Raw genomic sequence first — 20,591 nt, forward strand, 5'->3', positions numbered from 1 at the left:
GTTACTCACTTATTAATAAATTAACTAACTTTTGCTCGCTATGTTCTAATTTTTCATTCTTTTGAAAAATAAAAATATTACGCGTCCTTTGTCTTATGGTTTGAATTTTTGCTGCACATAAAACAAGTTCAAGTTCATTAAAAACATTCATCAAATACGCCATTAAACCCTGCTGATCTTTGGTATTAAGACCTAATTTGGCATACATTTTAGAATAGTTTAAGTCTAATTTTAACTCATCTTTTTTAATGATTGGCTTTTTAATTTTTTTCAAATTAAAACCAGAAAGATTTGAATTTAAAAGCTCGCAAAGTTTTAGTTTTTGCTCATCACTGATAATATTATCATATTCAAATCTTAAATAAATTTTATTATCAAAAAGTTCAAAAAAGTTCATGAAAATAAGATTTAAATTTGTTAAAGAACTTAAAATAATGGCAATATTAAAATGAAGTGGTGCAACAATTTGCAAACTAAGATTTGTTTCATTACTAAACCAAAATTTAAAATCATTTTCTTTGGCTAATTTAGAAATCATAACAATATCTTCAAAAGTATTTTTTATAATAAAAAGATTTGATTTGATATGTATGATTTTATCTTGCAAAATTTCATCTTGCTCTAAAAAAATCTTACTTCTTTTAAGTGTTAATTCTTTTTTTACTCTTCTTGCGCTTTCTTCAAGTAGATTTTCATCTTCAAAACCTTGTTTCGCATTTTCTAAAAGTTTATCAAGAACTCTAAAATAAAAAGCATTATAATTTAAAGCCTTAGCCTTTAGCCAAGTTAAAGTATATAAAAGCTCTAAATTTTCTAAATTTTCTAGCTTAGAAACCAAGCTACTTACAACAATAGGATTGTAAATATCTTCTTTTTCTACAAGATCTTTTAAGGCATTATTATTTTTAAATATCTTAAGACCCCATTCTAAAATTTCATTCTTTAAATCAAATTTAGAGCAATACGCTCTATATATGCCTGCTAAAGAAATTTCATTTTCACTTTCTATAGCGCTTAAAAGTATCACAAGCTTTAAAATCATTTTTTCATCGGTTTTAAGTTTTTGGAGTATCTCAAGCTCATCTTCATATTTTTCAAATTCACTTAACATAAGAAAAACTTGCTCATCAAAACTATAATTTCCTTCTTCATCGCTTAAAAAACGAACTGTCCAAAAAGGCTTACATAAATCTTTTAAAATTCCACTATCAAGCAAAAGTTTTAAAACACAAAAACTATGCCTTTTATAAAAAATTTTCTCAAAAAATATTAAAGCTTTTTCTATATCTTTTTTACCGTATTTCAATCTTCTTAGGGCAAAAACCAAGTTAAGATCGAAAATAACATGTTTATCTTCAAGTTTTAATAAGTATTCTAAAACTTCCACAAGAGTTTTAAATTTATATTCTTGTTTAAGAGTATGATTTAATCCATCTTGAATTTGCTTTGCTAAAAAGTGTGTATAAAAACCTATAGTATGCATACTTTGCAAAGCCTTTTGAACCAACAACTCATTTGCTCCAAAATGTTTTTTAGCTTTTTTATACATTAATTCACTCAAATCATGAACATTAATAAGTAAAAATTCATCCTCATCTTTAGCACTTAATAAATTCATCGCTGATTTTAAAGAAAGTAAAAAATCTCCAGCTAAACGTAACTCGCTTAAATTTTTTTCATCTATAAAATTTAAAGCATAATTTTTTGGAGAAGTCTTAAAAAGAACAAGCAAACTCTCTAAGGATCTTAAATGATTTAATCCGCCAAAATCTTTTAAGATATTAAATTCTTGCTTTATAAATGGAATGTCAAATTCTTTAAAATTTTCTAGCAAAAGCTTGGCAAAATCATTTTTATTTTCTTTTATAATACTCTCAAATTTTATCTTAATCCCTTTAAATAAAATCCTAGAACCACATATGAAACGAGTTTGTATTATAGAAGTCTTAAGCTCATTGCTAGCATTATAAAGTCCATTAAATTCTAAGATAACCGAATCAATTTGCAAATGCGCATCATTTAAAATTTCGATAAAAGCCTTAATCATAGGTTTTAAATGAAAAGCCTTAATATCTTTATAAACAAAAATCAAAGAAATACTTTCATTAAAACAAAGACTATTATTTGCATATGCTTTGCTTGCTAAAACACAAAAAGGGATATTATCACTTGGAGGTGAAAAATCATCAAAATAATCTTTAAGAACTATATCATAAGCTTTTTTTATGAAATTATCCATATTTTTAGAATGATATAAACTAAACGCCCCTTGCTTAAGAAAAAATTTTCTACAACTTTGAGTATAGGAACTAAGATTTTTTTTAAAAATTTCTAATTCTTTATTTAACAAAATTTCTACTCTCTTTAAATTTTAATATTTTAATAATAATCTTAACAAAAATATCTTTTATTTTGGCTTTTTCTATAAACTCTTTTTCAGTAAGCAAAAATTATAATGCTTTATTTAAAAACAGTAAAAGAGTAAAATTAAAATGAAAAATTTAATCACCAAACTAGAAAATGAAGAAAGATTAAACCAAGAAGAAGCCAATGCACTTTGGGATCTAGATCTTTTTACCTTAGGCAAATACGCTCACAAAAAACGCACTAAACTTCATGGAAAAAAAGTCTATTTTAATATCAATCGCCATATCAACCCAACTAATATCTGTGCAGATACCTGTAAATTTTGCGCCTTTTCAGCGCACCGAAAAAATCCTAATCCTTATTTGATGACTCATGAAGAAATCATGAAAATCGTCGATGAAACTGTAAAACGAGAAACCAAAGAAGTGCATATCGTTTCAGCTCACAACAAAGATACAACTTGGCAATGGTATTTAGAAATTTTTAAAATGATAAAAGAAAAATATCCTAATCTTCATGTAAAAGCTATGACTGCTGCTGAAATTGATTTTTTACATCGTCGTTTTAAAATGAGTTATGAAGAAGTGATAGAAAAAATGCTTGAATACGGCGTTGATTCCATGCCAGGTGGTGGAGCTGAAATTTTTGATGAAGAAGTGCGTAAGAAAATTTGTCATGGAAAAGTTAGCAGTGAAAATTGGCTTAAAATTCATAAACTTTGGCATGAAAAAAGCAAGCAAAGTAATGCTACCATGCTTTTTGGACATATAGAAGAAAGACATCACAGGATCGATCATATGTTAAGACTGCGCGATCTTCAAGATCAAACCGGTGGATTTAATGCTTTTATCCCTCTAGTTTGGCAAAGGGATAATAGCTTTATACAAACTGATAAAATCATGGATAGTGAAGAAATTTTAAAAACCATTGCCATTTCTCGTTTAGTGCTTGATAATATCACAAATATCAAAGCTTACTGGGCAACAATGACTTTAAATTTAGCCATGGTAGCACAAGAATTTGGAGCTAATGATTTAGACGGCACTATAGAAAAAGAAAGTATACAAAGTGCAGGTGGTGCAAAGTCCGCCAAAGGCACAAGTTTAAAAACTTTTATCGATATGATAAAAACTTCAAATCTTATTCCTGTAGAACGCGATAGTTTATACAACGAGCTAAAAACCTACTAAGGAGAAAAAATGAGCTTTTTTAAACTCAAAGAAAACAATACGAGTTTTAAAACCGAAGTTATAGCAGGACTTACTACTTTTTTAGCTATGGTTTACATTATCCCCGTAAATTCTAGCATAGTAGGAAATACAGGAATGCCTATAGAAGCTTTAATCACCGCAACAGCTTTAATTACCATAGTTGCAAGTGCTTTTAATGCTTTTTTTGCCAATACTCCTGTAGCTATGAGTGTAGGAATGGGTTTAAATGCTTATTTTACCTTTGCGGTTTGTTTAGGTCAAAACATAGCTTGGCAAAGTGCCTTAGGAGCTGTTTTTATTTCAAGTATTATTTTTCTCATACTTTCTTTTACGCATTTTCGCCTTTGGGTAATCCGCAATATCCCAAAAGATTTACGCCTTGCAATTTGTGCGGGCATAGGTTGTTTTATTGCATTTTTAGGCTTAAGTCAAATGGGTGTGATAATGCATAATAAAGATACCTTAGTCAGCATAGGAAATTTCAAAAGTCCTCATGTGCTTTTTGGAATTTTCACTCTAGCTTTAATCATCTTTTTTTGGGCTATAAAACTTCGCGGAGCTTTTATTTTGGGGGTATTAGCAAGCTCTATTATTGCTTGGATTTTCCATTTAGACAATGCAAGTTTTCCTGTGCAAATCTTTTCTTGGCCAAATTTTAGCATGGAAAATGGTTTAGGAGCCATCTTTTTACAACTTGATATCAAAAGTGCCTTAAATATTACTATGATACCTATAATTCTTACTTTTTTTATCACTCAACTTTTTGATAGCATAGGAACTATCACAGGTGTGGGTGAAAGAGGAAAGATTTTTGATGATCCCAAAAATGGAGAAAAAAAACTAAGCAAAACCTTAATGGCAGATGCAACAGGATCAGCCTTAGGAGCTATGACAGGCACTTCTACAGTTACAGCCTTTGTTGAAAGCACTACAGGGGTTGAAAGCGGAGGAAGAACTGGGCTTACAGCTTTAGTTGTAGCTATTTGTTTTGCTTTTACACTTTTTTTACTGCCACTTTTTAAAGCCATTCCTGCAAACGCAATATACCCCGTACTTGTAATGGTTGGAATTTTAATGTTTATGGAAGTTAAAAATATAGATTTTAAAGATAGTGCTATAGCTGTAGCAAGCTTTTTTACTATTATCATGATGCCTTTTACTTACTCCATCACCACAGGTTTTGCTTTTGGTTTTCTTTCTTATTTACTTGTACGAATTTTTAAACGCGAATGGGATAAAATCAATCTTGGCATTATAGTTTTAAGTTTATTATCTTTGGGTAATTTTTTACTTATGGCACTACAATAAATAAGGATATATAATGATATTTTACTCCTATGAAGAATTTAAAGAAGATGTAAAAATTCTTGCTAAAGAAATTAAAAAAGATTTTAACCCTGATGCACTTTTAGCTATAGCAAGAGGGGGGATGAGTTTAGGACACTCTTTAGCAGTGGCTTTAAAAACGCGTCAACTTTTTGCTTTAAACTCAATTCATTACGATAATACGAAAAAACTTGATACTATTGAAATTTTTAACATTCCTGATTTAAGCAAGCACAAAAAAATTCTACTCATTGATGATATAGTAGATAGTGGAGAAAGTTTAGCAGAAATAAAAAAAGTTTTGCTTGAAAAATTTCCTCATATAGAACTTAAGATTACAACCATTTTTTACAAAAAAACCGCTCTTTTAGAGCCTGATTTTAAAGTAAAAGAAGCTACTGAATGGGTGGATTTTTACTGGGATATAAACCTTGATTAAAAATTTGCTATAATTTTACTTTTATAATTTTTAGGAGTTTTTGCTTGAGAATAAAATTTATATCTTTTATTTTAATTTTTTTTGCTATTTTTGCTTTTGCTAAAGAACAAAATTTAGATGATTTCGAACAAGAATACCAAAACTATCAAGTAAACGATCCACTTTCAGGATATAACAAAGCTATGACAAGTTTTAATGTGGCTTTGTATGATTATGGTTTGCGTCCCATTCTTAAAGGCTATAACACTATCACTCCTGAATTTATAAGATTAGGGGTAAGAAATTTCTTTGATAATTTACTTGCTCCTTTGCGTTTTGTAGGCAATATTTTACAGTTTAAATTTGAAGAAGCGGGAGAAGAATTTAAAAGATTTACCGCCAATACCATTATGGGCTTTGGTGGACTTATGGATGTGGCATCAAAAATGGGTCTTAAAAAACATCCCGCGGACTTAGGAACCGTTTTGGCTCACTGGGGTGTAGGAAGCGGTTTTCATATTGTCTTACCTATACTCGGCCCTAGTAATCTTAGAGATACTCTTGCTTTACCTGCAACTTGGTATGCAAGTTTTACTGCTTACATTGATCCTACTTGGGCAAGTATAGCTATAAGTGCTTATGGATTTGGTAATGAACTTAGTTTTAGACTTGATGAAATTGATGAAATTTATCACAACACGCCTAATTTATATCCATTCTTGCGTGATGCTTACGAGCAAAGACGCAATGAACTTAGCAAATAAAGGAAAATAATGAAAAAAATATTTTTAATCTTGGCTTTATTTTTTAATGCTTTTGCCTTACAGCTAGATGAAATTTCTAGTACTATGCAAAAAAACATTGATGCAAGCTTAAAACTTTTACAAGATAGCAAAGAAGACAAAAAACAAGCTGCTGATGGAATTTTTAAACTTTTTGATAGCATAATAGATTATAAACTCATGGCAAAACTCAGTCTTTCGAAAAATTATTCTAAATTAAATCCAAAAGAACAAAAAAAATTTACCACAGCCTTTGAAGCAAGTCTTAAAAAAAGTTTTACCGATAAACTCAGTCTTTATAAAGATCAGGTTTTAAAGGTCAAAAATGGTGAGTTAAAAAATGAAAAACGCTATTTTTTAACCACTTCTATGGTAGTAGATGGGGAAGAAAAAAATATCATTTTCAAATTTTACAATGATAATAACAACTGGCTTGTTTATGATGTAGATGTTTTAGGTGTGAGTATAGTACAAACTTATAGATCACAATTTGGAGATATTTTATCCAACCAAGGCTTTGATGCCCTACTTCAAAAACTTGAGAGTATTGTCATAGAATAATGTTTGCAAAGCTTTTAAAGTTTTTTATTTCTCGTCCAAAAAGTACTTTTTTTGGAACCTTGTTTATATGCCTGTTTTTAAGCTTTTTTGCTTTTAAGCTTAGCGTAGATGCAAGTGCTGAAAGTTTACTTTTAGAAGATGATGCAGATTTAAAAACTTTTAGAGAAATTTCAAAACATTATAAAAGTGATAATTTTTTACTTTTAGCCTTCAAACCCTATGATGAAAAACCTTTTTCAAATGAAAATTTAGCCAAATTAAAAAAACTTCATGAAGAATTAGAAAAGGCCCCTTTAGTAGAGCGCGTTTTTAGCATCATCAATGCCCCTTTGCTTCAAAGTTCACAAAATACGGATTTAAAAGAACTGTTAAAAAATATCCCAAACATAGAAAGCCAAGATATAAACCGCACAAAAGCCCGAAATGAAATTTTAAATAGTCCCTTTTATAAAAATAATATCATCTCAAAAGATGGAAAAGTAACAGGGCTTATTATTTACTTAAAGCCTGATACAGTTTATAATGATCTTGTAGAAAAACGCGATCTTGCTACCGATGAAAAAGAAAAAGATCAAATTCGTCTTGCTATAAAAAAACATCAAGACAAGCAAAAAGTTATCACGAAACAAAGTCTAGATACTATTAAAAGCATAGTTCGAAATTATGAAAAAAATAAAGATACGCTCTACCTTGGTGGCGTAAGCATGATCGCTGATGATATGATAGCTTATATAAAATCTGATCTTGTGCTCTATGGTGTTTCTCTTGTATTTTTACTAGGACTTGCACTTTATTATTTTTTCCGTTCATGGCGCTTTGTTTTTTTACCTCTTTTTATTTGTTTTATAAGCTTAAGTGCAGCTAGTGGAGTTTTTGCACTTTTAAATTTTCAAATCACAGTTATTTCATCAAATTACATTGCTTTGGTTTTAATTATCACCTTAAGTGTAGTTGTTCATTTGATCACGCATTTTATCGAAAGTACCCAAAATCATCCCAAAGCTAAAGTTGAGCGCATAGTACTTGAAACCTTACTAGCCAAAGCAAATCCTAGCCTTTATGCCATTGTTACAACGATGATAGGATTTTTTTCTTTAATGCTTTCAAATATCGAACCTATCATAAAACTTGGTATTATGATGAGTATAGGTATAGGTTTAGCTCTTATCTTTAGTTATTTATTTTTAGCAAGTATCTTAGTTCTTTTAAAACCAAAAAACTATCATAAAAAAGAGTTTAAATTTAATCTTTTAGCCTTTTGTGCTAAAACCGCTCTTGATTCTAAAAAGCGTCACATGATTTATGGAATTTCAGTTCTTGCTATAATCTTAGCTTTAATAGGCATTTCAAAACTCAGAGTTGAAAATTCTTTTGTCAATTATTTCAAAGATCGCAGTGAAATCAAAAAAGGACTTTTGGTTATTGATAAAAACCTAGGTGGAACCTTGCCTTTAGAAGTCATCATTCGTTTTCCAAATAATAAAAACGATCAAAATACAAGCAATACTCTTGATAGTTTTGAAAGCGAATTTGAAAATTTAGCCACACAAGAAACTTATTGGTTTGACTCTAAAAAAACACGCATTGCAAAAAAAGTTCATGAATTTTTAGAAAATAAAGAATTTGTAGGCTCGGTTTTAAGTCTTAATAGTCTTTTAACCCTAGGGAAAAATATCAACGATGGAAAAGAGTTAGATGATTTTGCTCTTGCGTTTTTAAATGAGAATTTACCTGCTAAATTTAAACAAGACTTGCTTTCACCTTTTGTAAGTATAGAGAATAACGAGTTAAGATTTAGTATGCGTATTGTTGATTCTGATCCGAATTTAAGACGTAATGAATTTTTAATAGATCTTAAAAAACAGCTCAACGAGCTTGTAAAAAATGATGGAGTAGAAGTTCAAATCACAGGTATAATGGTACTTTATAATAATATGCTCCAAAGTCTTTTTTCATCGCAATTTGATACTCTTATATTTGTAATTTTAGCTATTTTCATACTTTTTATCATTGTTTTTAGGGATTTAAAATTTTCAGTTGCGGCTATATTAGTAAATGTTATTCCTTTAAGTGTGGTTTTTGCTCTTATGGGACTTTTAGGTATTCCTTTGGATATGATGAGTATCACTATAGCTGCTATTGCTATAGGTATAGGCGTTGATGATGCTATACATTATATTTATCGTTTTAGAGAAGAAATTAAAAACAAAAGCCTAGAAGATGCCATTATGATTTCTCACCTTAGTATAGGTTCGGCACTTTATTATACTACTATTAGCATAGTTTTGGGTTTTAGTGTTATGATGAGTAGCAATTTTATTCCAACAATTTATTTTGGAATTTTAACCGTTTTTGTAATGATTTTGCTTTTAAGTGGAAGTTTGTTCTTGTTGCCAAGCTTTTTAATCACTATTTATTCTAAGAAAACCAAGTTTCCAAACCAACATAAAGAGCATATATTAAAACAATAATAGCTATATATTTTAAAAAATTTTTCATTTTTATCCTTTGTTTAAAATCTTTAAAATGATTTTTGCAAGCTCTAAGGCTTTAAAACGATGAGAGATGTTATTCTTCTCATCCACGCTAAGCTGGGCTAAGGTTTTATCAAAACCCTTTGGAATAAAAAGGCTATCATAACCAAAACCATTTTCACCTTTTTCTGTATCTATTACTTTTCCATGCATGGTTCCATGTGTGCTAAATTCCCCCATCAAACCCACCATAGCAATAGCAGCAACATAATGTGCCCTGCTTTGATTACAACCTTTTTTTATCATTTCATTGACAAGTTTATCACGGTTACTTTTATCATCACCCTTACCGCTAAATCGAGCAGAATAAATTCCTGGATTTCCTTCTAAAACATCTACACAAATGCCACTATCATCACTTAAGGCGATAAAATCTTTTTTTTGCTTTTCATCTAAAGCATTAAAAACCGCTCTTGCTTTAATCAAGGCGTTTTCTTTAAAAGTTTTTCCATTTTCTTCAATCTCAAAAGGTGTTAAAACTTCATCAAAAGCATAAATTTCAAAATCTTTTAAAATTTCTTTAAGTTCTAAAACTTTATGCTTATTGCTCGTAGCTAGGATAATCTTCATAACAAAAGCTCCAAAATAATATCAAAAACAAAAATATGATTTTATAAAATTTATCCTTGTGCGTAGCTTTTAAATATCAAATGATAAAACGATGTTAATCAATGCTTAATCCATTTCATAGTAAAATTATCCTAATTTAAATTTCAAATTTAATAGGAAATTGATAATGCTAAACAATGTCTTACCCTTATCTTTCATAGTTGGAACAAGATTTTTTGGGCTTTTTATAGTTTTGCCAGTTTTAAGTCTTTATGCTTTAAAACTTGAAGGCGCTAATGAATTTTTAGTGGGACTTTTAGTTGGTGTTTATGCCTTAACCCAAATGATTTTACAAATGCCTTTTGGGATTTTAAGTGATAAAATTGGTCGTAAAAAAACCATGCTCATTGGACTGATTATTTTTATAATAGGCTCTTTAATCTGCTCTTTTGCGGAAAATATCTACATCATGCTTTTAGGAAGAATGCTCCAAGGTGCAGGGGCCATTGGAGCAGTAGCTACAGCAATGATAAGTGATTTTATCACAGAAGAAAATCGTGGTAAAGCCATGGCGGTAATGGGTTCTTTTATAGGACTTAGTTTTGCAGCTTCTATGGTAATCTCTCCTTTAATGAGTGCAAAATGGGGTTTATCTAGCCTTTTTGATCTTAGTGCAGCTTTATCTCTTTTATGTATAATTTTACTTTATACTGTTGTACCTAAAGAAAATAAAATCACTCATGAAAATGAAAAAACTCCTTTTTTTCATCTTATTAAACAAAAAAATTTAGCCCTTATGAATCTTACTAATTTCATGCAAAAAATGCTTATGAGTATAGCATTTTTAAGTATTCCTATCATTCTAGTAAAACATTTAGGCTTTGCTTCTGATAAACTTTGGATTGTTTATAGTGCTTCTATGGTAGCAGGTTTTATCGCTATGGGCTTTGCTGGAAGTTTAGGCGAAAAAAGAGGTTTAGCTAAACAAATTTTACTCTTAGGAATTGTTTTTTTTATACTTTCTTATCTTTTTTTTACTTTTAGTAATTCTATAGGTTTTTTTATCATAGCAGTTGTGATTTTTTTTATAGGTTTTAATTTACATGAGCCTATTATGCAAAGTTGTGCATCAAAATTTTGTAAAGTTCATGAAAAAGGTGCGGCATTAGGGTTGTTTAATGCTTTTGGATATGGTGGAAGTTTTATAGGTGGTATTATCGGAGGAATATTTTTACATCTAGATGCCTTAAATCTTTTAGCTATTATTTTAGTGGTTTTAGCTCTAATTTGGCTTGTGGCATTATTTTTCTTAAAAAATCCAGCTGATTTTAAAAACCTTTATCTACCTTTAGAAACGCCTTTAAATTTCGGTACTTTTAGTGAAAATTTAGGGGTTGTAGATATTTATAAAAACTCTAAAAATCTTGTTGTTAAATTTGATAGCAAACTTACAAATAAAGAAGAATTAGAAGGCAAAATTAAGATCTAAATCTAATTTTGCCTCGCAAAACCCATTGCTTTTATCATCACTTTTGCCTTGCAATCTGCACAGCAATAAAGCGTTTTGATTTTATTTTCATCATTACCAAATTTAGGTTTCATTAAATTGGCTATTTTTTCTACAGCTTTTTTTGTGGCAAATTCTTTACCACATTCTATACAGGCAAAAAGTTCATCTTTTGCCATGGTTTGATATTCAAAATAAGAAGCTCTAAACTCCATTCCACTACGAAGTAATTTTAAAGTATCTTTTTCAGCACAACTTAACTCACAATACCCACAAGTCGTACAAAGAGAGGCATTAAATTTCAAAGCATTTTCTTGTTTATCAGCGATTAAAGCTCCTACATTACAGGCACCCACACAAGAAAGACAAAGCGTACAGGTGTTAGGATTGATTTCTACCTTACCATAACGCAACCATTCGCCACTTTCTATACTGCCAAAATCTTCATTTTTTATCATTTCTTGCATTCTTTTGGCAAAATTTTCTCTTGTAGTTAAGGTGTTGTTATGAAAATCATATTTTAAATCTTGTATAAATTCTTGCTCTTTTAAAACATTTTGCAATTCTTTTTCATCTTTAGCAACAAAAATAGCTTTTTTTTGAAATTTTCTCTCAAAAAAAGTATTTAAAAGTGTAATGGCTTCATTGCTACCACGAGATACAAAATCCGTATAAAAAACTAAATTTGCTCCACTATTTTGCAAAAGCGTTAAAAAATGCATAGAAGAAAGCCATTTTTCACCCTCTATCATAAAGGGTAAAACATCTTTTGGTAAAGCAATGTTTAAATTTTCTAAAGACATTTTTTTGGGAATGATTAAAATTTTTTTATCTTTATAAAACTCGCAAAGGATAAAAAAACTTTCTCTTGGCATAGGAGCATAATCAAGCGATCCGCTAGGACACACGCTAATACATCCTCCACAACCCAAACAATCCACTTGAGAAAATTCCAAATGTTTATTTTCATCATCTTTTAAAATCGCCACAGTAGGACAAATTTCAGCACATTTTGCACAATGCTCACTGCGTCTTTCGTGGTATTGACACACGCTAGCATTATAGCTAATATAAGTTTTATAATGATATTTTGGACTTTTGCTTTGCAAAAACTCAAGCAATACTTCAAGATTTTCAAAATTTAAAAGATTATAACATCCGCTTTGTCTCGTAAAATCTTTACGCACAACGCTTAAATCTTCAGCTTTAAAAAGTAAAAAATCAAAATCTATTTCCACTTCTTCGCCTTGATTTTTAACCACAGCACAAAGCTCCCCTACACTTCCAAAAACAGCTAAAATTTCTGCACTGCTTAAAGCAATAACCTTAAATCCATGTTCTTTTAAAAACTCTACGGTTTGAGTATCGCTATCTACTAAAATCAAACGATTTTGCACTTCTTTGCTTTGTTCTAAATCAAGCCCTAAATCATAAACACTAGCTCTTGCTTCATAAAGCGTTAAAACATTTTTACTTTGCTCTAAAATTTCATCTTGAGAATTTTTAAGATAAAAATTAATCTCAGGGGCATAAATTTGTGCTTTTTGATTTTTATCATTGCAAATTAATACTTCTTTATCATTTATCTGATCTAAAATTTCAATAGCATCAGGCAAAGGGATTAAAACATCATTTTTTATATAAACAAAATCTTGCATTGTCTTCCTTAATCTCTTTAAAACATCATTTTATAAATTCTATGTTAAAATAACCAAATATTTTCTTAAGGCTTAAGATGAACAAATTTAGAACTTTTCCACAAATTAACACTCTTATTGAAGATGAGAGTTTAAAATCCTATCCTTTTTATATCAAAGCATTTTTTTGTAAAAAAGTTGTCGCAAAACTAAAAGAAAATTTTTCCCAAGATGAAATTTCTAAAGATAAACTACTTTTAGAAATCAAAAAAGAAATCAAAACTTTTTACCGCAAAGATTTACAAAGTGTAATTAATGCAAGCGGAGTGGTTATACACACAAACCTTGGCAGAAGTGTAATCCATGAAGAACTTTATAAAGCGTGTAAAGATATCATTTGTAATTATTCTAATGTAGAGTTTGATTTAGAAAATGGAAAAAGAGGCTCTCGCTATGCTTTGGTGTTGGAAAAACTTAAAATGCTTTTTGAATGCGAAGATGCTTTAGTGGTCAATAACAACGCTGCGGCAGTTTTTTTAGTACTTAATTCTCTTTGTTATGATAAAGAAGTCATAAGCTCAAGAGGAGAACTTGTAGAAATTGGCGGAAGTTTTCGTGTGCCTGAAGTGATAAAAGCTGCAGGTGTAAAGCTTTGCGAAGTTGGAACTAGTAACAAAACACACTTAAAAGACTATAAACAAGCTATCAGTGAAAATACCGCTCTAATTTTAAAAACCCACAAGTCTAATTTCGCTCTTATGGGTTTTCATAGTGAAGTAAATATAAAAGATCTACATGAACTAGCAAAAGAAAAAGGGCTTTTGAGTTATTATGATCTAGGTTCTGGCTGGTGTGAAAATTTAAATGAAAAGCTGATTAAAAATGAACCTAAAATCAAAAAACTCGTACAAGAATGTGATATTTTAAGTTTTAGTGGAGATAAACTTTTTGGCAGCGTGCAAGCAGGCATTATACTTGGAAAAAAAGAACTCATAGAAAAACTTAAACAAAATCAACTTTTAAGAATGCTAAGAGTGGATAAATTAACCCTATCTTTTTTAAATGAAAGCTTAAAAGCTTATTTACAAAAAGATTATGAAAAAATTATTACCTTAAAACTTTTAAATGATGACTTATCCTTTATAGAAGAAAAAGCTTTAAGAGTGCAAAAAGAATTAAAATTTCAAACCCGACTCAAAAAAAGCAAAAGTTTAGTAGGAGGAGGTTCTATGCCTGATAAAAGTTTAGATACTTATATACTAACTTTTCAAGGAGATGCTTTAAAACTACAAACTCGATTTAGAAAAGAAAATATCATAGGACGCATTGAAAATGATGAATTTGTTCTTGATTTTAGAACTATACGAGAAAATGAACTTCAAAAACTTATTCTTACAATCAATCAAATGGAAAACTTATGAAATCTGTTATTATAGGAACCGCAGGACATATTGATCATGGAAAAACTTCACTCATTAAAGCTTTAAATGGTTTTGAAGGTGATAGTTTAAAAGAAGAACAAGAAAGACAAATCACCATTAATTTAAGTTTTTCAAATCTTAAATTAAAAGATAAAAACATTTCTTTTATCGATGTTCCAGGACATAAAGATTTGGTTAAAACTATGGTAAGTGGAGCTTTTGGCTTTAGTGTTTGTTTATTTGTCGTAGATATTAACGAGGGTTTAAAAGAACAAAGTTTAGAACATTTAGAAATTTTAAAAATTCTTGATATTAAAAATATCATTTTAGTACTTAGCAAATGCGATCTTTGCGAAAACATAGAGCAAAAAAGTGTAGAAATTTTAGAAGAGTTAAAAAATTTAGATTATCCCATTTTAAAAGTATTTCATACCAGTATAAAAAATAATCAAGGCATAGAAGAATTAAAAAATTATCTTTATACCATAGAAAACAAAGAAAATGATGAAGAACTGATTTTTCATTATTATATCGATAGAGTTTTTTCTCTAAAAGGTATAGGAACTGTCGTTACAGGTAGCCTGAATGAAGGAAGTATCACTTTAAATGAAAAAATTATCTGTTTAGACACTCAAAAAGAACTCATTGTTACAAATATACAAAACCACGATACTAATTTAGAGCAAATCAAAGCTTGTAACCGTGTGGCTTTAAGTTTAAATTGTGATTATAAAGAGTTAAAAAAAGGTTATTTACTAAGTAAAAAAGGTTATTTTAAAGCCTTTAAAGAATGCGATGCGTTAGTTAAAGCAAAAAATTTACAAAATAGCAAAATGATTTTTTGCGTGGGTTCAAGACAAATAGAATGCAAAATAAATATATTAAAAAAACTAGAAAATGATGAATTTTTTGTACATTTTAGTTTTGATAAAAATGTATTTTTAAGTTTTGATGAGGCTTTTATTTTATTACAAAACAATCGTGTTATAGGCGGTGGTAAGGTTTTAAATCCTTTAAGCGAACCTTTAAAAAAAGAACAAAAAAATAAATTTTTAATGTTTTTGAAAAATAAAGATTTTAAAGCGGCTTTTTCTTTCTTAAAAGACGCACACAAATACGGCTTTGGCTTGCTTTCAAGTTATCAGAGATTTAAACTTTCTCATCAAAAAGCATTGAAATTAGCAAAAGAATTAAATCAAGTATTTGTTGATGAAAAAAATCTTAATGTATATCATTTACAAAGTCTAGAAGAAATTAAAAATTTCATCAAATTCATACTTGAAAAAAATCCTTATGCCATGCTTTCAGCACATTCTTTAGCTTTAAGGATTACTTGGGCAAGTGAAAATTTTTGCGAACTCGGGCTTAAAGAGATGTCAAATTTATTGGATTTTCAAAATGGAATTTATTTTAAAAAAGGCATAGATTTTGAAAAACTTCAAGAAAAAAACAATAACCAAATGTATGAAATTTTAAAAAAACAAGGTATTAAACCCGAAGCTCCTTATAATCTTTATGATTTTTTAGAACTTGATAGAAAAAGCGGAGATAATATACTCAAAAAACTTACCCAAAAAGGCTTAGTTGTAAGACTTTCACACAATCTTTTTATAGAAAAACAAGCTCTTGAAAAACTTATGCAAGAATGTTTAAATTTATTAAAAAATCAAAGTCTTGATGTGCAAAGTATGAAAGAATATTTTAATCTTTCAAGAAAATATGCTATTGCTTATTTAGAATACTTAGACAAATTTCCTCAAGTAAGCAAAGAAGCTGAAAAAAGATTTTTAACAAACATTTAGAAAATCATTATAGAATTAAACATAATTTATTTAAAGGATTTATAAACTATGAAAAAATTAAGTTTAATTCTTGCCTGTTCAGCATCTTTGTTTGCTGCAAGTAATTCAGAAATTAGTGATTTTTATTCAAAAAGCATTAAAGCACAATTTCCAAATGCTACCGTTAGTGTATCAAATCGTCAAAATGTTGGTAATACGGGTTTTGAAAGTGTTATTGTAAGCGTTGAATTAAATGGACAAAAACAAGAAAACATTCTTTTTACAAAAGATAGTCTTATTACCCCTGATCTTATCGACTTGAAAACGGGAATTTCTTATGCTCAAGAATATGAAATGAAAAAATTTCAAGAAGCAAGAGAAAATTTTACAAAAAATGCTAAAGCTGTAGCACAAAAAGAAACCATGGTAATAGCTTTAGGAGATAAAAATAAACCCGCAATTTATGTTTTTTCAGATCCTGAATGCCCATATTGTAGAGAACATTTAGCTCAAATTGATAATGAACTTAAAAACTATCAAGTTAATTATATTTTAACTCCAGTACATGGAAAATCTGCCTTTGAAAAATCCGCTCTAATCTACAAAGAAGCAAAAAAAGCAAAAAATGACAAAGAAAAAATCGCAATTTTAAACAAATACTATGATGCAAATATCAAAAATTATCCAAAAGTAAGCGATGCAGAATTAAAAGAAGTTTTTTCTTTATATGAAAAATATCGCTCATTAGGTCTTAGTGCTACTCCAACTATTATTAAATAAATCTAATGTCTAAAATTACTTTAATTGTAAGCTTTTTTATAGCACTCTTTATGAGTGCTTGCACCAATGCAACTTTCATGCAAAGCTTTATTCAAACAAGTAATGAAGGCATTTTTATCAGATCACAAAAACAACAAAGTTTTAAAATTTCCTTTCAAAATCCTAGTCAACTTCGAACTACTTTGGATAGAGATTTGGCTTTAAAACTTAAAAATTTAGGCTTAAAAGAAGTAAAAGAGAATGCAGATTATGAAATTTTAATCAATCTTATAGATATGAAAAAGCATTCTTATGCCCAAAAAATCACAACTTCAGCAAGATTTTTTTATGATTTTGATCCTTTGGAAAGTGATGGAGAATGGATGGTAGAAAACTACTATACTATGCAAGTTAATTTACAAATCAACTCTAAAAATCACAATTCTCAAAAAACAAGTCTTCTTACTAGAACAGCTTATCTTGGAAATAAAGAACGCTGTCAATTATCTTTAGAAAATAAAATTATAAATCAAATAGTGAGTTTTTTTTATTTTTAAGAAAAGACAATCAAGAGTATAAAAACTCTTGATTTTAAGAATTATTAAGCAAAATAAGGTTTGATTTGTTCTATCCAAGCATCAATTCTTGATTCAGTTTGATCCTCTTGATTATCATTGTCAAGAGCAAGTCCAACAAATTTACCATCTACAACCGCATCACTTGCTTCAAATGTATAACCATCAGTTGAAACTTCTCCTACCAAATTTGCGCCTGCATCTTTTAAATTTTGAGCTAATTTACCCATGCCACCACAAAAAGTATCAGAATAACTTTCACTATCACCCATACCAAATACAGCTACAGTTTTTCCACCGAGACTAAGCCCTGAAAAATCAAAACTATCCCAATCATCTTGTAAATCACCACTTCCCCAAGTTGAAGTTCCACAAATTAATTTATCGTAAGAATTCATTTTAGCTGCATCAATATCTGAGATATTAAAAACATCGCTAATTCCAAGTTTTGAAGCAATTGTATTAGCCGCTCCTTCTGTATTTCCCATAGCACTACCATAGATTACTGCTACTGACATTATTTTCTCCTTATAATTTGATTTGATATTTTATACGGAACTAATTTTAACATAGTTTTGTTTAAATCACACAAAAAATGTTTTATTTCAATAAAATGTGTGAAATTTTTGTTACGCGGACAAACAATATAAAATTTTTCAAAATTGTTTTCTTTTATTAAATTCAATAATCCATGAATTTCATTTTCAATTTTTAAATTATGTGTATTAATCTCTTTGCAAAGTGGTAAAATTGCAAATTTCTTATCTATTATAATAAGATCACCATCTTGATCTATATTTTTTCCATTATTTTGAAAAGAAACCTTATCATAAACATAAGAGCTAAATAAAATTTGCGCATCAAAACAAATGCCATAAAGATAAATTCTTAAAAGTCTTAAAAAATCGACATTCTTAGATATTTTAGTATTAAAAATCAAGCTTTTTCTTTTTTGAAAGCAAAAAGCGTATGCATTAAGCTTGATATTTATATTTTGAATCTTACCAAATGAAACATGCATTATATCATGTAAAAAATTTTCAAATATCATTTTTAAACTCTTGGTGTTTTTTGCATATAAAAGAGGAATTTTTAGATCGCTATCAACGCTCGCATTATATTGAGTTAAAAAAGTCAACATAAGCTCTTGATTGTTTAAATAATGATAAATTTGCGGTATAAATTCTCGCTTATCATCAAATCCAAATAACATCTTTAACCTTTATAGCAAGAAAATTCTTTATTAAGATTAAAAATTTTACAATATTCACAATACACACAACTTACACTTCTTTTTGCACAAACTAATGGAATTTTACGCTTTTTAGCTTCATTTTTGATTTTTTTCATAGTATTATGATTTAAAAAGCTTGTTAACATTACTATACATTCTGTATCACAAGGAATCGGCTTGCGGTTAACTCTATTTTCATTACGCGCATCCCAGTGTTCTATTTTTTTAGCACCTAAATCATGTAAAACAGCTCTAATAGGAGTGATTTCATCTGCACCAATAACCAAAACTGACATAAATTCTCCTTTGTGATTTTTAAAATATATTTTGATAATTATTATTATAATATAAAAAAACTAAATTTATTTTGAAATTTATTATCAATAAAATGCAATTATTCAGTTAATTTTAATTTTTAATAGATATAATTTACTAATTGATAAAATTTATTATTTAGGAGAAAACAATGAAAAAATTAACTAACGATTTTGGAAACATTATAGCCGATAACCAAAATTCATTAAGTGCAGGCGCAAAAGGACCTTTGCTTATGCAAGATTACCTTTTGCTTGAAAAACTTGCTCATCAAAATAGAGAAAGAATTCCAGAAAGAACCGTTCATGCCAAGGGAAGTGGGGCTTATGGAGAAATAAAAATCACCGCTGATTTATCTGCTTATACTAAGGCAAAAATATTTCAAAAAGGAGAAATAACTCCTCTTTTCCTACGCTTTTCTACTGTTGCAGGTGAAGCAGGTGCAGCAGATGCTGAGCGTGATGTACGTGGATTTGCCATTAAATTTTACACCAAAGAAGGAAATTGGGATTTAGTAGGAAATAATACTCCAACTTTTTTTATCCGTGATGCGTATAAATTTCCTGATTTCATCCATACTCAAAAAAGAGATCCAAGAACTCATCTAAGAAGTAATAATGCTGCTTGGGATTTTTGGAGTTTATGTCCTGAAAGTTTACATCAAGTAACCATTCTTATGAGCGATAGAGGAATTCCTGCAAGTTATCGTCATATGCATGGATTTGGAAGCCATACTTATAGTTTTATTAATGATAAAAATGAAAGATTTTGGGTGAAATTCCATTTTAAAACCCAACAAGGGATTAAAAATCTTACCAACCAAGAAGCTGCCGAGCTTATAGCAAAAGATAGAGAAAGTCATCAAAGAGATCTCTATAATGCTATAGAAAATAAAGATTTTCCAAAATGGAAAGTTCAAGTTCAAATTCTTGCTGAAAAAGATATAGAAAAACTTGGATTTAATCCTTTTGATTTAACAAAAATTTGGCCTCATAGTCTTGTACCTTTGATGGATATAGGCGAAATGATTCTAAACAAAAATCCTCAAAATTATTTCAATGAAGTTGAACAAGCTGCCTTTAGTCCAAGCAATATCGTTCCTGGAATTGGCTTTAGCCCTGATAAAATGTTGCAAGCTAGAATTTTTTCATATCCTGATGCACAAAGATATAGAATAGGAACTAATTACCATCTTTTACCAGTAAATCGTGCAAAAAGCGAAGTGAATACTTACAATGTCGCTGGTGCTATGAATTTTGATAGTTATAAAAATGATGCAGCTTATTATGAACCAAACAGCTATGATAACAGCCCAAAAGAAGACAAAAGCTATCTTGAACCTGATTTAGTCTTAGAAGGCATAGCACAAAGATATGCTCCACTAGATAATGACTTTTATACTCAACCAAGAGCTTTATTTAATCTTATGAATGATGACCAAAAAACTCAACTTTTTCATAATATCGCCGCTTCTATGGAAGGAGTTGATGAAAAAATTATCACTAGAGCTTTAGAACATTTTGAAAAAATTTCACCTGATTATGCAAAAGGAATTAAAAAAGCTTTAGAAAAATAATTTTTACTTGCCACTTTTGGTGGCAAACTAAAGATTAT

General features: G+C 29.2%; 18 protein-coding genes. 12 read left to right on the forward strand and 6 right to left on the reverse strand.

From position 1 onward, the window contains the following. Nucleotide 1: 1 nt before the first annotated feature. Nucleotides 2-2,350, reverse strand: a complete 2,349-nt coding sequence (locus BGS40_RS04075) for a nucleotidyltransferase (protein ID WP_096738406.1) — start codon at nt 2,348-2,350, stop codon at nt 2-4. A 142-nt stretch (nt 2,351-2,492) separates the two neighbouring features. On the opposite strand from BGS40_RS04075, the gene mqnE reads away from it, so the two are divergent. The 6 genes from mqnE to BGS40_RS04105 are packed head-to-tail and all read left to right on the forward strand — an operon-like array spanning nt 2,493 to nt 9,136. Next, nucleotides 2,493-3,557 carry an aminofutalosine synthase MqnE gene (mqnE, locus tag BGS40_RS04080; RefSeq protein WP_096738407.1) on the forward strand — a complete coding sequence of 355 codons (1,065 nt, stop codon included), beginning with the start codon at nt 2,493-2,495 and terminating at the stop codon, nt 3,555-3,557. A 9-nt stretch (nt 3,558-3,566) separates the two neighbouring features. After that, nucleotides 3,567-4,886, forward strand: a complete 1,320-nt coding sequence (locus BGS40_RS04085; protein ID WP_002856518.1) for an NCS2 family permease — start codon at nt 3,567-3,569, stop codon at nt 4,884-4,886. A 13-nt stretch (nt 4,887-4,899) separates the two neighbouring features. Further along, entirely contained in the window at nt 4,900-5,343 is a 444-nt protein-coding gene (locus BGS40_RS04090; RefSeq protein ID WP_002869565.1) for a phosphoribosyltransferase, read from the forward strand. Nucleotides 5,344-5,387: 44 nt separating this feature from the next. After that, the gene (locus tag BGS40_RS04095; RefSeq protein ID WP_096738408.1) at nt 5,388-6,086 is read left to right on the forward strand and encodes an MlaA family lipoprotein; all 699 of its coding nucleotides are present in this window, start codon (nt 5,388-5,390) and stop codon (nt 6,084-6,086) included. 9 nt (nt 6,087-6,095) lie between these two features. Next, nucleotides 6,096-6,665 carry a Tgt2/MlaC family protein gene (locus BGS40_RS04100; RefSeq protein WP_096738409.1) on the forward strand — a complete coding sequence of 190 codons (570 nt, stop codon included), beginning with the start codon at nt 6,096-6,098 and terminating at the stop codon, nt 6,663-6,665. Further along, nucleotides 6,665-9,136 (forward strand): efflux RND transporter permease subunit, encoded by a 2,472-nt coding sequence (locus tag BGS40_RS04105; RefSeq protein ID WP_096738410.1) that lies wholly within the window; start codon nt 6,665-6,667, stop codon nt 9,134-9,136. Before BGS40_RS04100 ends, BGS40_RS04105 begins: the two co-directional genes overlap by 1 nt. A gap of 30 nt (nt 9,137-9,166) precedes the next feature. Here the strand turns inward: BGS40_RS04105 and rdgB are convergent, their stop codons facing one another. Continuing rightward, nucleotides 9,167-9,769, reverse strand: coding sequence for an RdgB/HAM1 family non-canonical purine NTP pyrophosphatase (gene rdgB / locus BGS40_RS04110; protein WP_052823881.1), 603 nt, complete (start codon nt 9,767-9,769; stop codon nt 9,167-9,169). Nucleotides 9,770-9,935: 166 nt separating this feature from the next. Between rdgB and BGS40_RS04115 the strand changes: the two genes are divergently transcribed. Beyond that, entirely contained in the window at nt 9,936-11,237 is a 1,302-nt protein-coding gene (locus BGS40_RS04115) for an MFS transporter (protein ID WP_096738411.1), read from the forward strand. A 2-nt stretch (nt 11,238-11,239) separates the two neighbouring features. Here the strand turns inward: BGS40_RS04115 and BGS40_RS04120 are convergent, their stop codons facing one another. Next, nucleotides 11,240-12,913, reverse strand: a complete 1,674-nt coding sequence (locus BGS40_RS04120) for a 4Fe-4S dicluster domain-containing protein (protein ID WP_002877362.1) — start codon at nt 12,911-12,913, stop codon at nt 11,240-11,242. A gap of 77 nt (nt 12,914-12,990) precedes the next feature. Between BGS40_RS04120 and selA the strand changes: the two genes are divergently transcribed. Genes selA through BGS40_RS04140 form a run of 4 tightly spaced genes read left to right on the forward strand, consistent with a single transcriptional unit; the run spans nt 12,991 to nt 17,410 of the window. Next, complete coding sequence (gene selA, locus BGS40_RS04125) at nt 12,991-14,313, forward strand: L-seryl-tRNA(Sec) selenium transferase (RefSeq protein WP_096738412.1); 1,323 nt, start codon at nt 12,991-12,993, stop codon at nt 14,311-14,313. Continuing rightward, nucleotides 14,310-16,115: a selenocysteine-specific translation elongation factor gene (gene selB / locus BGS40_RS04130; RefSeq protein WP_096738413.1), complete on the forward strand. Its 1,806-nt coding sequence runs from the start codon at nt 14,310-14,312 to the stop codon at nt 16,113-16,115. Before selA ends, selB begins: the two co-directional genes overlap by 4 nt. A gap of 48 nt (nt 16,116-16,163) precedes the next feature. Beyond that, nucleotides 16,164-16,874, forward strand: coding sequence for a thioredoxin fold domain-containing protein (locus BGS40_RS04135; protein WP_096738414.1), 711 nt, complete (start codon nt 16,164-16,166; stop codon nt 16,872-16,874). 5 nt (nt 16,875-16,879) lie between these two features. Continuing rightward, a complete protein-coding gene (locus BGS40_RS04140; RefSeq protein WP_096738415.1) occupies nt 16,880-17,410 on the forward strand; it encodes a hypothetical protein in 531 nt (176 codons plus the stop codon). 44 nt (nt 17,411-17,454) lie between these two features. Here BGS40_RS04140 and fldA read toward each other — a convergent pair whose 3' ends face one another. Genes fldA through BGS40_RS04155 form a run of 3 tightly spaced genes read right to left on the reverse strand, consistent with a single transcriptional unit; the run spans nt 17,455 to nt 18,958 of the window. Then, nucleotides 17,455-17,946, reverse strand: coding sequence for a flavodoxin FldA (gene fldA, locus BGS40_RS04145; RefSeq protein ID WP_096738416.1), 492 nt, complete (start codon nt 17,944-17,946; stop codon nt 17,455-17,457). After that, nucleotides 17,946-18,641, reverse strand: coding sequence for a hypothetical protein (locus BGS40_RS04150; protein WP_052823887.1), 696 nt, complete (start codon nt 18,639-18,641; stop codon nt 17,946-17,948). The genes fldA and BGS40_RS04150 overlap by 1 nt, the downstream gene beginning before the upstream one ends. Before the next feature lie 2 nt (nt 18,642-18,643). Then, nucleotides 18,644-18,958, reverse strand: a complete 315-nt coding sequence (locus tag BGS40_RS04155) for a DUF2325 domain-containing protein (RefSeq protein WP_002855637.1) — start codon at nt 18,956-18,958, stop codon at nt 18,644-18,646. A 170-nt stretch (nt 18,959-19,128) separates the two neighbouring features. Between BGS40_RS04155 and BGS40_RS04160 the strand changes: the two genes are divergently transcribed. Continuing rightward, nucleotides 19,129-20,553: a catalase gene (locus BGS40_RS04160; protein ID WP_052775852.1), complete on the forward strand. Its 1,425-nt coding sequence runs from the start codon at nt 19,129-19,131 to the stop codon at nt 20,551-20,553. Nucleotides 20,554-20,591: the final 38 nt, after the last annotated feature.

The sequence above is a fragment of the Campylobacter sp. 107 genome (assembly GCF_002383835.1).
In the GTDB taxonomy this organism is placed as follows: Bacteria; Campylobacterota; Campylobacteria; order Campylobacterales; family Campylobacteraceae; genus Campylobacter_D; species Campylobacter_D jejuni.

Excerpts from the sequence above, each read along its gene's own strand:
- mqnE (WP_096738407.1), top strand. The coding sequence starts at position 2,493 with ATGAAAAATTTAATCACCAAACTAGAAAATGAAGAAAGATTAAACCAA.
- BGS40_RS04085 (WP_002856518.1), top strand. The coding sequence starts at position 3,567 with ATGAGCTTTTTTAAACTCAAAGAAAACAATACGAGTTTTAAAACCGAA.
- BGS40_RS04090 (WP_002869565.1), top strand. The coding sequence starts at position 4,900 with ATGATATTTTACTCCTATGAAGAATTTAAAGAAGATGTAAAAATTCTT.
- BGS40_RS04100 (WP_096738409.1), top strand. The coding sequence starts at position 6,096 with ATGAAAAAAATATTTTTAATCTTGGCTTTATTTTTTAATGCTTTTGCC.
- BGS40_RS04105 (WP_096738410.1), top strand. The coding sequence starts at position 6,665 with ATGTTTGCAAAGCTTTTAAAGTTTTTTATTTCTCGTCCAAAAAGTACT.
- rdgB (WP_052823881.1), bottom strand. The coding sequence starts at position 9,769 with ATGAAGATTATCCTAGCTACGAGCAATAAGCATAAAGTTTTAGAACTT.
- BGS40_RS04115 (WP_096738411.1), top strand. The coding sequence starts at position 9,936 with ATGCTAAACAATGTCTTACCCTTATCTTTCATAGTTGGAACAAGATTT.
- BGS40_RS04120 (WP_002877362.1), bottom strand. The coding sequence starts at position 12,913 with ATGCAAGATTTTGTTTATATAAAAAATGATGTTTTAATCCCTTTGCCT.
- selA (WP_096738412.1), top strand. The coding sequence starts at position 12,991 with ATGAACAAATTTAGAACTTTTCCACAAATTAACACTCTTATTGAAGAT.
- selB (WP_096738413.1), top strand. The coding sequence starts at position 14,310 with ATGAAATCTGTTATTATAGGAACCGCAGGACATATTGATCATGGAAAA.
- BGS40_RS04135 (WP_096738414.1), top strand. The coding sequence starts at position 16,164 with ATGAAAAAATTAAGTTTAATTCTTGCCTGTTCAGCATCTTTGTTTGCT.
- BGS40_RS04140 (WP_096738415.1), top strand. The coding sequence starts at position 16,880 with ATGTCTAAAATTACTTTAATTGTAAGCTTTTTTATAGCACTCTTTATG.
- fldA (WP_096738416.1), bottom strand. The coding sequence starts at position 17,946 with ATGTCAGTAGCAGTAATCTATGGTAGTGCTATGGGAAATACAGAAGGA.
- BGS40_RS04150 (WP_052823887.1), bottom strand. The coding sequence starts at position 18,641 with ATGTTATTTGGATTTGATGATAAGCGAGAATTTATACCGCAAATTTAT.
- BGS40_RS04155 (WP_002855637.1), bottom strand. The coding sequence starts at position 18,958 with ATGTCAGTTTTGGTTATTGGTGCAGATGAAATCACTCCTATTAGAGCT.
- BGS40_RS04160 (WP_052775852.1), top strand. The coding sequence starts at position 19,129 with ATGAAAAAATTAACTAACGATTTTGGAAACATTATAGCCGATAACCAA.